Below are 12,207 nucleotides of genomic sequence, written 5' to 3' on the forward strand. Positions count from 1 at the left end.
CATTGATGTATAAAATATAATATGGCAAATATAGTGGCAATTGTTGGTCGCCCGAATGTAGGGAAATCGACGTTATTTAACCGTTTAACAGAGAGCAGAAAAGCGATCGTTGACGATTTTAGTGGTGTGACGCGTGATCGCCATTATGAAATGGCGGAATGGATAGGAAAGAGATTCACGGTTATTGATACAGGTGGCTTTGTGCATGGCTCAGACGATATTTTTGAAGAGGCTATTCGCGAGCAAGTCCACATTGCTATAGAGGAAGCGTCTGTTATTCTATTTATGGTAGATGTGACTACCGGTATTACGGATTTGGATGATGAAATCGCCGATTTACTTCGTCGTACGTCGAAGCCCGTTTACGTCGTTGCAAACAAAGTCGATCATGCTAGACGAACGCACGACTCCGCTGAATTTTATGCTTTTGGACTGGGTGAAGTGTATAATGTGTCGTCTATCACGGGTTCGGGCACAGGCGAATTACTGGACGACGTGGTCTCTCATTTTCCAGAAGAGAAAGAGGAAGAGGAGATATCTCTGCCGAAGATCACTATTGTCGGACGACCCAATGTAGGAAAATCCTCTTTGACAAATGCGCTGCTTGGGAAGGATAGAAATATCGTGACAGATATTGCTGGCACCACTCGTGATTCTATCCGTATCCATTATAATCAATTTGGTAATGAGTTTTTATTGATCGACACGGCGGGGCTCCGCCGGAAAAACAAGGTAAACGAAGATATCGAATTCTACTCTGTTATGCGTACGATCAAAGCATTGGAGGATTCGGATGTCGTCATTTTGATGTTGGATGCCAATGACGGGATTGAATCACAAGATATCAATATCTTCCATTTGGCAGAAAAGAATAAGAAAGGAGTTTTGATTGTCGTTAACAAATGGGATACTATTGAAAAGGATCATAAGACAACCAAAGAATTCGAAACGCGTATTCGGGAGAAGATAGCGCCATTCACGGATGTTCCGATTATTTTTACTTCGGTCACAGAAAAACAGCGTATTTACAAAGTGGTAGAAAAAGCTATGGAGGTGTATGCTAATAAAATGAAAAAGATACCGACATCTAAACTGAATGACACCATGTTGGAGATTATTCAAAACTATCCTCCGCCGGCTATCAAAGGAAAATATATAAAGGTCAAGTATATTACACAACTGACTGGGCGCTCTCCTATGTTTGCTTTTTTCTGTAACCTCCCGCAATATATCAAAGATCCGTATAAGCGTTTTATTGAGAATAAATTGCGCGATCATTTTAATTTTACCGGAGTACCTATTCAAATATTTTTTAGACAAAAGTAAGCTGATTATAGATGGAAAAACAACTTGTTCTTTATAATACCCTTACCCGAAAAAAAGAAAAGTTTGCCCCCCTTAATCCACCGTTTGTAGGCATGTATGTATGCGGGCCAACGGTATATAGTGATGTGCATTTGGGAAATTGCCGGACGTTTGTGTCTTTCGACATGATCTTCCGGTATCTACTGCACTTGGGCTATAAGGTAAGATATGTTCGAAATATCACGGATGCGGGACATCTGGAGGGCGATAGGGACGAAGGAGATGATAAATTTTCTAAAAAGGCAAAGCTAGAACAATTGGAGCCGATGGAGATTGTGCAGAAATATACGCTCGGTTTTCATGAAGTTTTACGACTTTTCAATACATTGCCACCCAGTATCGAACCTACGGCAACAGGGCATATCCTTGAACAAATTGAAATGATACAACGTATCATCGACAATGGTTATGCCTACGAGGTTAATGGTACCGTGTATTTTGATGTGGAGAAATATATAAAAGAACATGATTATACGATTTTAACGAATCGTAAATTGGAAGATCTTTTGAATAATACCCGGGAACTGGGCGGACAGGACGAAAAGCGTGGACGATTGGACTTTGCTCTTTGGATAAAGGCAAAGCCGGAACATATAATGCGCTGGCCAGCTCCGTGGAGTGTGGGGTTCCCGGGTTGGCATATCGAATGTTCGGCTATGAGTAGTAAGTACCTCGGGGCACAATTTGATATACATGGAGGAGGAATGGATCTCGCCGCGACACATCATACCAACGAGATTGCTCAATCGGAGGCTTGTCATCATGTGCAACCTGCAAAGTACTGGATGCATACAAATATGCTAACCGTGAACGGTGCACGGATGTCGAAATCGGCTGGAAATGGCTTTTTACCGCATGAATTGTTTACCGGTAATCATCCGTTGTTAGAAAAAGGATATGCGCCCATGTCCGTGCGGTTTTTCATGATGCAAGCCCATTACCGTAGTACCTTGGACTTTTCAAATGATGCATTAGAAGCAGCAGATAAAGGGTATAAACGGTTGATGAATGCCATTACGTTGTTGGACAAAATTAAGCCTTCTAATAAAAATACCTATGATTTTGATTTAACCGATCTGAAAAAGCGTTGTTATAAAGCAATGGATGACGATTTTAATACGCCGGTGCTTATCGCGGAATTGTTTGAAGCTGTTCGTTTTATCAACGCAGCGTACGATGGGAAAGCGACGGCGGACCAGACAATGCTAGACGAACTCAAATCGTTTGTGAAAATTTTCGTAGTGGACATACTAGGGTTAAAAAATGACAATTTAGGTGCGGATACGGATGATGCGGAGGCCTTAATACAACTTATTATCAAACTGCGTAATGAGGCGAAGAAAAATAAAGATTTTACGACATCAGATCGTATTCGTGAAGATCTGCAGTCTATTGGTGTTCAATTAAAAGATAGTAAAGATGGGACGCTTTGGAATAAGATTTGATTGTATAGGACGAAAATAATAATTGGATGAAATTAATAAAGGTCTATTCGTTACTAGCCGTCGCCATATATAGCGGTGTATTTTCTGATGTATATGCACAGTTGCCCGATAAAGTGGGTAGTTTGATCAACGCAGATCGGACAGCATCTAATGTGGCAAAAAGAGAAAACCCGCATGAAGCGTTGATATCGATTGTAGATAAAGAATCTACACTATATGTTCCGTCGCCAGTAAATGCATTAAATTATCTAAATAACCGACCAAACATACCGGACGTTATGTCGTGGAATCCTAATTTTGCTTTGGTGTCTAAAAGCCTAGATTGGGGCGTTACATCGGGGCCGATGGAGTTTCAAAAGGTCGGAGCTATCAAACGATACGGACAATATCTTACCGTGTGGCGTCGGGACAGGAAAGGAAACTGGAAAGTACATATAAGGGCTGAAGTGGAAAATTTTGGAAAGGGGCCAAAATCGGATTTGGTGTTTTACGAACCCGATGATTCTTGGTATTTAAAACACCGATCGAAAGTCCGTCTGCAACAGCGCGAAGAGGTCGTAACGCAAAGTGACGAACTCTTTTCTACCATTCTGAAAGCAAACAATGAGGCTGCATTCAACGAATTTCTTGCCGATGATGTACGCTATTATTATCCTTGGGAAGCAGAAATAGAGGGGAAGAAAGATGTGTTGGCTTTTTTGAAGAAAAAAAGAATAGAGATTACTACGGACCCGTCAGGCGTAGGTCGCGCTTATAGTGGAGAATATGCATATACATCTGGGACAGCAACCGTGCGATCCAAAGAAAAAGTGATTAAATTCAACTATATCCGCATTTGGCAGTTGAAAGATGATTATCAATGGCGGGTGATTATCGAGATGATGTTTGAGAGATAAAAAAGAGGCCCCTGAGCCTCTTTTTTTATTTTTTTGCTAAAATTTCTTTGGTTTCATCAACCCATGGTTTCAATACATCGCATGCTAGGAAATCTTCATTGATGTCAATAAACGTATTTTCCTTGCGTTGTTCGAACCACTCACTAAGTTCTCTATTTACCTTATCTTGACTAGCCGCTTCTTGTATTTTCGCGAAATCTTGCTCTAAGTTTGCTTTGTGCGGCGCTATGCGAGATTTGAGATAAACAAACTTATAGACCTGTTCTCCGGTTTGATCGGTGGAGAGGAAGGATTTAGAATATTGCCCAATCTCTAATGGGTCTATCGCCGTAAATGTTTCCTTGTCTAATCTATTGATGGGAATCAAGGGCGAATTATCCTCCGGATTTGTAATCATTCCGCCGGCATATTTCGTTTCATTGGCATCGGAATGTAACGATGCAGCTGTATGGAAAGCCAATTTTCCTTCCGATACTTTCTCGTAGATACTGTCTATTTTTGCTTTTGTACGCTGTAAACTAGCAGAAGTAGCTTTCTTTTTTATCAGCACGTGGCGTACGTTGACTTCTTCTCCTCGTCGTTGTAAGACTTGTAAAAAGTGGAAACCAAACTGTGTCTCGAATACAGGTGAAACTTCTCCCTCTTTGAGCTTAAAAGCCATCGCGGAAAATTCTTTTACGTAATGCTCCCGCGTGGCAAAGCCAAGCTCTCCACCATAGGGGGCCGAGCCGTCTTCAGAATAAAGACGAGCTACCGTGCCAAAGTCAGAACCATTTAATACTTGTTGTCTATAACCCTCGGCTTTCGTTCTAAATTGTTCTTTTTCTTCTTTCGTTAATTCCGGTTTGATAACAACCTCGCCAATCTCTACTTCCGTATCAAAATAGGGGAGGCTATCTTGGTCTAAACTTTCAAAATATTGTTTTACTTCGGCTGGTGTAATATTAATGGTGGAAACGATACTATGACGCATCCTATCTGCTTTCAGTTGTTCTGCTACATTGGAACGCATTTCTTCTTTATATTGCAGGAGAGAACGGTTTAAAAACTCTTCCAAGCGCTCCTTTCCGCCGGCTTGTCTGACCATCATTTGCATCCGTCTGTTCAGATTATCGTCTACCTCCGACTCGGATACTTCTATGGAGTCGATCGCCGCCTGTTGTGATAATAATTTTTGGGTGAGAAGTTGCTGTAAGACGAAGCACTTCATGTCTTCATTTGGTTTTTCCCCTTGCGCTAAGTATTGTGCATATTGCATTTCCACATCGGATTGCAAGATAATACTGGAACCCACGGTGGCGACTACCCGGTCTACCAGTCTCCCTTGACTATACGCGAATTGCAAACAGATGATAGACATGATCATCATTCCCAATAAAGTTATATATTTCTTCATCATAAATATTGCCTCGATACCCTACAAAATTACCATAAATAACGGGATTTTCGACGGTACTTTGCGTTTAAAACTGTTAAAAATGTTAAAAAGTCCGCTTCGATTTTCCCTTATCGAATTCAAAAATATGTAGTTTCGTAGCAGTTATCCATAAATACAGCAATATGAGAGTTTCAATGTTAGTTGTTTTAAGTTGTTTGATTCAATATACGATGGCACAGGAAATCCCTTTGTTTATCGGTACGTACACGCATACCGGGAGCCAAGGAATCTATTTATATATGTTTGACAAGCAAAGCGGAGATGCGACGATGTATTCTTCGACCGTGAGCGAGAACCCTTCTTTTTTGGCAAGATCTCCGGAGGGAAACACACTATATGCGGTAAACGAAACGGGCGATAGTACCGCTGCATTGTCGTCCTTTACTTTCGACGGTGATGCACTGTCTTTTGTAGATGCCATTCCCACCAATGGTAGTTATCCATGTCATGTTGCTGTTAGTAAACAGCACCCTATTGCCATCGTCTCTAATTATGGCGGTGGATCTTTAACAGTATATCGATTGGAAGAGAATGGGGGGTTAGCGGAGCAGATACAACATATCCAACAGGAAGGATCTGGACCTAACAAGGATAGGCAAGAGGCCTCACATGTACATTCCGCTTTTTTCAGTCCGGATGAAAAGCAAGTATATGTGCAAAACCTCGGCACGGATAAGATTACCATTTATCGGGTAGATAGGCAGCAGGATAGTTATAGCTTGGTGGAAGAAACTCAATTATCAACGCCGCCGGGAGGTGGTCCGCGTCATTTGGTGTTTGACGAACAAGGAAACAATATGTATGTGCTGTTGGAAATGACTGCTGAGATTGCGCACTATAAAAAAGATAACGAAAGTTGGATCTTACAATATACGATTTCTATCAACGACGACGGATTTCAGGGAGATAATGGTGCAGCGGAGATAAAGCGTTCTGCGGAGGGTAAATTTATGTATGCAACGAACCGGGGCGATGCGAATACCATTACGCTATTTGCTGTGGATAAATCGGGTAATCTGGAACGTAAAAAAGTATATCCTACCGAAGGGGAGGGGCCGAGAAACTTCAATCTAACTCCTGATGGACATTTTTTACTTGTAGCCAATCAGAAAACAAATAATATCACGGTTTTCGAGCGTAACCAGGAGACTGGAGAGTTGAAAGATACGGGGAAACAGATTGAGGTGTCCACACCAGTTTGTATCGTTTTTTAACCTCTACTTTGTTTCTTCTTCCGTTTCAGCGATATTAGGCGCGTCACCTTTGTCTCGTTCCTCTTCTTCGCTTTCTAGGGTATGCGTTTCTTCGTCGTACATCCCGGCTAGCTCATCTGCAATGGTGCCTTTCCAAAGTGGTGTGCCCGTGAAATAGGCCGCTCTACCAATCATGTGTGCACCAATCGGGGCGGTAATTATCAAAAAGAAGACAATAGCGATAGCTTTGGTGGTTACCGAAACATCGGGGAACATAATAGCAGCGCAAATAAGTAATAAACCTACACCTAACGTCGACGCCTTTACAGTTACGGATAAACGTAAATAAAAATCAGGCATACGCAGTATACCAATAGATGCGAATAAAATAGAAAGCGCACCCGCTGTACTCAAAAGAGCTAACACGATATCAATCATCTTTTTGTTTTTCTATATAGTAAGCAAAGGCCACTGTGCCAAGGAAAGCAATCAGGGCGAGAATAATCGCGACATCCAAAAATACCTGTTGATCCGATCGGATACTATACACCGTTATAATACCGATACCGATGGTGATAATTAAATCCAGCGCTACCACCCGGTCCACTACTGCAGGCCCCTTGAACAATCGGATAAATACCAACATCACAGAGATGGATAAGATCGGGAGGATAACATAGTCGAAATAGGCTTCTAGTGTAATCATCTTAAAATCGCTAATAGTCTTCTCTCCAAACCGGTTTGTGTCTGTCTGACGAATGTCTCTGGGTCTGTCAAGTACATGACGTGAATATAAATTGTTTTTTTATCGTCACTAATATCCACAATTAATGTGCCTGGTGTTAGTGATATCATGGTGCTCAATAATTGGATCTCAAAATCTGTTTTGGCAGCCATTGTATATTTGACAATCCCAGGTTTGAAAAAATATTTGGGTGTAATCACGTCAAAGGCCACCTGGACATTTGCTTTTATGATTTCATAAAGAAAGTAGAAAGCAAAACTGATGATTTTTGGATCTCTAAAAAAATACCGTTGATCCGTCTCGTTACGATTCATGATCCATAACACGAAGAAGCCGAGCATAAATCCAAACAAAAAATTGGTGTAATAAAGAGAGCCTGTAAGCGCTACCCATATGGCCGCGAGTAGGAGGTTCATTAAAAAATTCTTAATCATATCTTAATCCGTTTTATTTCCCAAAACAGCATCAATGTATGCTGAAGGATCCATTAACTGTGTCGATATTATATCTGTTACATTAACAATTGCTTCTGCGTTTAACCCTATGTAGAGCGTTACTAATGTCATGAGCCCTATAGGTAGTACCATCAGTATTTTTTTATAGGGGGGCATGGGAGCGAAGCGATTTTCGAGGTCTTCGGAAGCCGGCGGGTTTTTCCAAAAAACTTGTGCCCACATGTTGGCAATAACATATAATGTTACGAAGCTACCGATGATCAGGGCGACGACGTAAAAGTATTGATGCTGATTGAAAGCTTCTTGAAAAAGAAAGATTTTTGGCCAAAATCCTGATAACGGTGGTATCCCTACCAACGAGAATAAAACGAGGGCGATGAGGAGTGATATTTTTGGATAGTCGCGATACAAACCACCTAGTTTGTTCATGTCCATTGTGCCGCCCAGCTGACGGATAACGCCGGCCACGAGAAACATATTGGTTTTGACCATAATATCGTGTATTAAATAAAAAACGGCCCCCATGAGGGCGACCTTGCTAAACATCGCAATACCGCCGACCATAAAACCGATATGGCATACAATGAGGTAAGAGAACAAACGCCGTATATTCGTCTTGATGAGGGCACCAAAGGCTCCTGTTAAGATTGTTAGCACAGCGATGACCATTAAAAGTGTGCGTGTAAATTCGTCTGGAACAAAAATTAAACTGAACACCCGGAGCATAGCATAGATTCCAACTTTTGTTAATAAGCCTCCAAAAGTGGCTGCGACCGCAGAAGGAGGTGTGTGATAGGAAGATGGTAACCAATAATATAAAGGAAATACAGCAGACTTGATGCCAAACCCAATAATAAAAAAGCAGGCCGTAATACCGACGAGTGCCGTATTTTGTACCTCTTGGATTCGAATGGATAAGTCGGCCATATTGAGCGAGCCCGTAATGCCGTAGAGAATGCCAATTCCAGTCAAAAAGAACATGGACGCTAAAATATTCATGGCCATATATTTGACAGCGCCCTCCAGCTGCGCTTTTCTTCCACCTAAAGTCATCAATACAAATGACGAAATAATAATGACTTCAAAAAAGACATATAAGTTAAAGATGTCTCCAGTTAGGAACGCACCGTGCAGCCCCATAATAAGAAAGTGGAAAATAGGAAAATAACCATAGAGCATCCTTTGCCTGCTCAGGCCAACAGATGAAAAAATCGACACGGCAAAACAGGCGATAGATGTGAGCAACACCAAAGTGACGCTCAGCAGATCCGCTACAAACACGATCCCAAAAGGAGCGTCCCAGTTGGCTGCATTTATAGTTAGAATACCACTTTCGTGTACGCGTCCAAACAGACGGAAAGCGACCATCAAACCGATCAAACTCCCGCCGACGCTTAAATAACGCTGCGTGAGTGTCTTTCGCCAAAATGCGAGTTGCATAATGGCCGTGAATAACTGCACAAGAATAGGTGCTAAAATATGGTTGTCGATCATATATCTTCTTCTTCTGGGGTATTTAAATCATCCAAATCATCGGAGTCTACTAATGCATATACGCGCTTTAATAACACGATCGCAAAGGATGTTAATCCAAAGCTAATGACGATCGCGGTCAAGATAAGCGCCTGTGGTATCGGATCGGCATAAATATCCTGAAAGACCTTGTAGGCTTCGTCGATCACCGGCGGACTCCCTTTTGTGATTTTTCCGAGTACAAAAATCAAAATATTTGCACCGTTGCCCCATAGTATGATGCCCAGTAGAAGCTTTACCATACTGCGTCGGAGGATAAGATAAACGCCGCCGGCAAATAATAAGCCCAATATTAAAATCAGTAATAATTCCATATCAATCGTTCAGGGCTATAGTAAACAGAATAGTTAAAACGACTCCGATCACAACTAAATAGACGCCAATGTCGAAAAACAATGCGGAGCCTATCATCCCAATTACGGGGATCGGTTCTTCGAGCCATAAGCCTGTCATAGGCGGTAGGCCGAACAGTAACGGGAGCGTAGCACTCACAGTTAAAATTGCTAAACCAATGGGTATCAACGATAGTGGTTTGTATCGAAGTATCTTCATGGTGTTTTCCGTACCATTAGCGAAGCTATGTAGGACAAATGCGATAGAAGCGACTAATCCGCCAACAAAACCACCTCCGGGATAATAATGTCCACGAAGGAGTAAGAAGAATGAAAATAACAGCAATATAGGTAGTAAATACCGGGTGGCTGTTTGTAAAATTGCACTTTTCATATTTTTTGTTTTTTGTGATCACGACACATCATTGGTAACGCATCACTTCTTTTTATTCTTTCTCAGAGGATTTCAACCGTAACTTGATCAAACTATACACACCTAAAGCCGCGATGGCTAAAACCACCGTTTCAAACATCGTGTCGATACCGCGGAAATCAACTAATATTGTGTTGACAACGTTTTTCCCCTTTGCCAATAAGTACACGTTCTCGCCGTAGAAGTCACTGATTTCTGTCTTGTTTGGCTCGTATAGCACACGTAGGGCTATCAGTGAAATGATAATTCCAAATAGTAATGCTACAATAGCGTCGCGTATCAATATCTCGCGGCGTACGAAATTGATAAAAGGAGGAAGTTTATACAATACCAATACAAACAATACGGTGGTTAATGTATCAATGGTGAACTGTGTCATCGCCAAATCGGGAGCACTGTAGAAAACGAAAAGCAAACAAATGCAATACCCGATGACACTTGTCGATACGACAGAAGTAAGACGGGATTTTGTCGTGACGACAATATACAATGCGCCAATTAGGATTGCTACAATACCGACCTCGTACCACGATAGCGGAGTGAGATTTTCATAATCAATTTGAATCGGACCCCCGAGCCAAAGCTTATAAGCGAGCAGCAGTTCCGCGAAGAGAATAATCTTTAGATGATAGGAGCGCAGGTATCCGTTGTGGATGTTGTTCGTATACAGTACAGAAAAACGTTTGATACCTTGACCAAAGCTCATCATAATACGTTCTGGTGAAATTTTGTTAAGGCGCTCAATGGCTTTTAATTTAGCCTCGCTTGGTTTATTGAACAGGTATACGACCGTGCCGATTGCTAATGTCGCCAAACTTAAAATGAGCACCGTATTAAACCCATGCCATATTTTAAGTTGCATGTCTGTGTTTTCGCCCGCGATAGCATTGGCGGTCTGATGATTGAAGTAATCGCCCGTAATTCCTGGAAATATACCGAAAATGAAGCCAAGTGCTGCCAGGATAAGTGGTGGAATCCACATGGATTTGTAAGGAAGATGCACTTGCTCGAATTTTTGTGGTAATTTCCCTGTAAAAGGCTTTATTCCCGCCATGAATCCTGCTGCTACCAATCCAACGTTGGTTATGACGGCCAGTGTGGTCAACCATAACGCCCAATTTTCTTCGTAATGCAGGGTAGCCTCATAGATAAGATCCTTTCCGATAAAGCCAAAACTTAAAGGGAGTCCGGCACTGGATAATGCGGCCAATAATGCGGCAATAAAAACCGGCATCAGTACGTTACGTAACCCACTCAATTTTGTGATGTCGCGGGTATGCGTTTCGTGGTCGATGATTCCCGTCACCATAAAAAGCGTCGCTTTATATAGTGCATGAACGAGAATGAATACGCTGGTTGCAATAATAGCTTCTCGGGTGCCGACACCTAACAAAAAGGTTAGAATACCGAGCGCAGAAATGGTAGAATAGGCTAAAATACTTTTAAGGTCGGTACGAAACAGCGCGTGTATGGCCGCATATACCATTGTGACTCCACCAACAACCATAAGGGTCGTATTCCATAAGTCGGTACTGCCTAGTACCGGCGTGAAGCGTGCTAATAAATAAATGCCCGCTTTGACCATAGTGGCAGAGTGAAGATATGCAGATACAGGAGTAGGTGCTTTCATCGCGCCAGGTAGCCAAAAATGGAACGGAAACTGCGCCGATTTGGTAAAAGCGCCTATAAAAACAAGCCCAACGATTAGAGGATACAATGGATGACTCACGAGCTTGTCATGCTGTGCAAACAGCTCGCTGATGATGAATGTATTTGCGATATTTCCGGCTAATACCAATCCTGCCAATAAGAAAAAACCGCCTAGCCCCGTAATACTAAGTGCGGTAATAGCGCTTTTTCTGGACTCTTTGCTGTCATTATTGAAGCCTATGAGAAAAAAGGAACTGATACTAGTCAGTTCCCAGAAAACGAATAGCGTGAGGATATTGTTTGCGAGTACTAAACCTAACATAGCGCTCATAAAAAGGAGCAGATAGGCAAAAAAACGGTCAAAATAAACATGTCCTTTCAAATAGCTACGGCCGTAAAAGAAAATAGCTGTTCCGATACCCGTAATCAACAGCGCAAAAAGGAGGGACAAACCATCCAGCCGGAAGTCAAAGTTAACACCCAGAGTAGGAACCCACGGAAGGTGTTGCATAACATTCGTTCCGTTCGCTACGACGGGGACATGCCATAAAAAGAATAAAAAGAGGGTGATAGGTATAACGGGGAGTAAAATACTCCATTTCGTCTTAATAATCTTGCCAAAAGGAACGAGAAGGCTTGATGTTATTAACCCTGTTAAAACAGTAAATAGCATGCAGTCTTTATGTTTAAGTAATGTTGGAAACGTTATAAAATTACAAAAA

At 41.8% G+C, this 12,207-nt stretch carries 12 protein-coding genes; 4 read left to right on the forward strand and 8 right to left on the reverse strand.

Features of this window, described 5'->3' with window-relative positions:
* The first annotated feature begins 21 nt into the window (after nucleotides 1-21).
* Genes der through H8B17_RS16145 form a run of 3 tightly spaced genes read left to right on the forward strand, consistent with a single transcriptional unit; the run spans nucleotide 22 to nucleotide 3,706 of the window.
* Nucleotides 22-1,326: a ribosome biogenesis GTPase Der gene (gene der, locus H8B17_RS16135; RefSeq protein ID WP_190310264.1), complete on the forward strand. Its 1,305-nt coding sequence runs from the start codon at nucleotides 22-24 to the stop codon at nucleotides 1,324-1,326.
* 11 nt (nucleotides 1,327-1,337) lie between these two features.
* Nucleotides 1,338-2,810, forward strand: coding sequence for a cysteine--tRNA ligase (gene cysS / locus H8B17_RS16140; RefSeq protein ID WP_190310265.1), 1,473 nt, complete (start codon nucleotides 1,338-1,340; stop codon nucleotides 2,808-2,810).
* A gap of 26 nt (nucleotides 2,811-2,836) precedes the next feature.
* The gene (locus H8B17_RS16145) at nucleotides 2,837-3,706 is read left to right on the forward strand and encodes a DUF4440 domain-containing protein (RefSeq protein WP_190310266.1); all 870 of its coding nucleotides are present in this window, start codon (nucleotides 2,837-2,839) and stop codon (nucleotides 3,704-3,706) included.
* Between the two features lie 25 nt (nucleotides 3,707-3,731).
* Here the strand turns inward: H8B17_RS16145 and H8B17_RS16150 are convergent, their stop codons facing one another.
* On the reverse strand, nucleotides 3,732-5,105 hold the full coding sequence (locus H8B17_RS16150; RefSeq protein ID WP_223816632.1) for a peptidylprolyl isomerase: 1,374 nt from the start codon (nucleotides 5,103-5,105) through the stop codon (nucleotides 3,732-3,734).
* Between the two features lie 161 nt (nucleotides 5,106-5,266).
* Between H8B17_RS16150 and H8B17_RS16155 the strand changes: the two genes are divergently transcribed.
* Entirely contained in the window at nucleotides 5,267-6,358 is a 1,092-nt protein-coding gene (locus H8B17_RS16155) for a lactonase family protein (protein ID WP_190310267.1), read from the forward strand.
* A gap of 3 nt (nucleotides 6,359-6,361) precedes the next feature.
* On the opposite strand, the gene mnhG is transcribed toward H8B17_RS16155, so the two are convergent.
* The 7 genes from mnhG to H8B17_RS16190 are packed head-to-tail and all read right to left on the reverse strand — an operon-like array spanning nucleotide 6,362 to nucleotide 12,158.
* Nucleotides 6,362-6,775 carry a monovalent cation/H(+) antiporter subunit G gene (mnhG, locus tag H8B17_RS16160; RefSeq protein ID WP_190310268.1) on the reverse strand — a complete coding sequence of 138 codons (414 nt, stop codon included), beginning with the start codon at nucleotides 6,773-6,775 and terminating at the stop codon, nucleotides 6,362-6,364.
* On the reverse strand, nucleotides 6,768-7,043 hold the full coding sequence (locus tag H8B17_RS16165; protein ID WP_190310269.1) for a monovalent cation/H+ antiporter complex subunit F: 276 nt from the start codon (nucleotides 7,041-7,043) through the stop codon (nucleotides 6,768-6,770). Before H8B17_RS16165 ends, mnhG begins: the two co-directional genes overlap by 8 nt.
* Entirely contained in the window at nucleotides 7,040-7,516 is a 477-nt protein-coding gene (locus H8B17_RS16170) for a Na+/H+ antiporter subunit E (protein WP_190310270.1), read from the reverse strand. Before H8B17_RS16170 ends, H8B17_RS16165 begins: the two co-directional genes overlap by 4 nt.
* A 3-nt stretch (nucleotides 7,517-7,519) precedes the next feature.
* The gene (locus H8B17_RS16175) at nucleotides 7,520-9,031 is read right to left on the reverse strand and encodes a proton-conducting transporter transmembrane domain-containing protein (protein WP_190310271.1); all 1,512 of its coding nucleotides are present in this window, start codon (nucleotides 9,029-9,031) and stop codon (nucleotides 7,520-7,522) included.
* A complete protein-coding gene (locus H8B17_RS16180) occupies nucleotides 9,028-9,384 on the reverse strand; it encodes a Na+/H+ antiporter subunit C (RefSeq protein WP_190310272.1) in 357 nt (118 codons plus the stop codon). Before H8B17_RS16180 ends, H8B17_RS16175 begins: the two co-directional genes overlap by 4 nt.
* Before the next feature lies 1 nt (nucleotide 9,385).
* Nucleotides 9,386-9,796, reverse strand: a complete 411-nt coding sequence (locus H8B17_RS16185; RefSeq protein WP_190310273.1) for a Na+/H+ antiporter subunit B — start codon at nucleotides 9,794-9,796, stop codon at nucleotides 9,386-9,388.
* 52 nt (nucleotides 9,797-9,848) lie between these two features.
* Nucleotides 9,849-12,158: a putative monovalent cation/H+ antiporter subunit A gene (locus H8B17_RS16190; RefSeq protein ID WP_190310274.1), complete on the reverse strand. Its 2,310-nt coding sequence runs from the start codon at nucleotides 12,156-12,158 to the stop codon at nucleotides 9,849-9,851.
* Between the last annotated feature and the right edge of the window lie 49 nt (nucleotides 12,159-12,207).

It is taken from the genome of Sphingobacterium arenae (assembly GCF_014692505.1).
Lineage (GTDB): Bacteria > Bacteroidota > Bacteroidia > Sphingobacteriales > Sphingobacteriaceae > Sphingobacterium > Sphingobacterium arenae.

Excerpts from the sequence above, each read along its gene's own strand:
- H8B17_RS16145 (WP_190310266.1), top strand. The coding sequence starts at position 2,837 with ATGAAATTAATAAAGGTCTATTCGTTACTAGCCGTCGCCATATATAGC.
- H8B17_RS16155 (WP_190310267.1), top strand. The coding sequence starts at position 5,267 with ATGAGAGTTTCAATGTTAGTTGTTTTAAGTTGTTTGATTCAATATACG.
- H8B17_RS16190 (WP_190310274.1), bottom strand. The coding sequence starts at position 12,158 with ATGCTATTTACTGTTTTAACAGGGTTAATAACATCAAGCCTTCTCGTT.
- H8B17_RS16150 (WP_223816632.1), bottom strand. The coding sequence starts at position 5,105 with ATGATGAAGAAATATATAACTTTATTGGGAATGATGATCATGTCTATC.
- H8B17_RS16170 (WP_190310270.1), bottom strand. The coding sequence starts at position 7,516 with ATGATTAAGAATTTTTTAATGAACCTCCTACTCGCGGCCATATGGGTA.
- mnhG (WP_190310268.1), bottom strand. The coding sequence starts at position 6,775 with ATGATTGATATCGTGTTAGCTCTTTTGAGTACAGCGGGTGCGCTTTCT.
- H8B17_RS16165 (WP_190310269.1), bottom strand. The coding sequence starts at position 7,043 with ATGATTACACTAGAAGCCTATTTCGACTATGTTATCCTCCCGATCTTA.
- der (WP_190310264.1), top strand. The coding sequence starts at position 22 with ATGGCAAATATAGTGGCAATTGTTGGTCGCCCGAATGTAGGGAAATCG.
- cysS (WP_190310265.1), top strand. The coding sequence starts at position 1,338 with ATGGAAAAACAACTTGTTCTTTATAATACCCTTACCCGAAAAAAAGAA.
- H8B17_RS16185 (WP_190310273.1), bottom strand. The coding sequence starts at position 9,796 with ATGAAAAGTGCAATTTTACAAACAGCCACCCGGTATTTACTACCTATA.
- H8B17_RS16180 (WP_190310272.1), bottom strand. The coding sequence starts at position 9,384 with ATGGAATTATTACTGATTTTAATATTGGGCTTATTATTTGCCGGCGGC.
- H8B17_RS16175 (WP_190310271.1), bottom strand. The coding sequence starts at position 9,031 with ATGATCGACAACCATATTTTAGCACCTATTCTTGTGCAGTTATTCACG.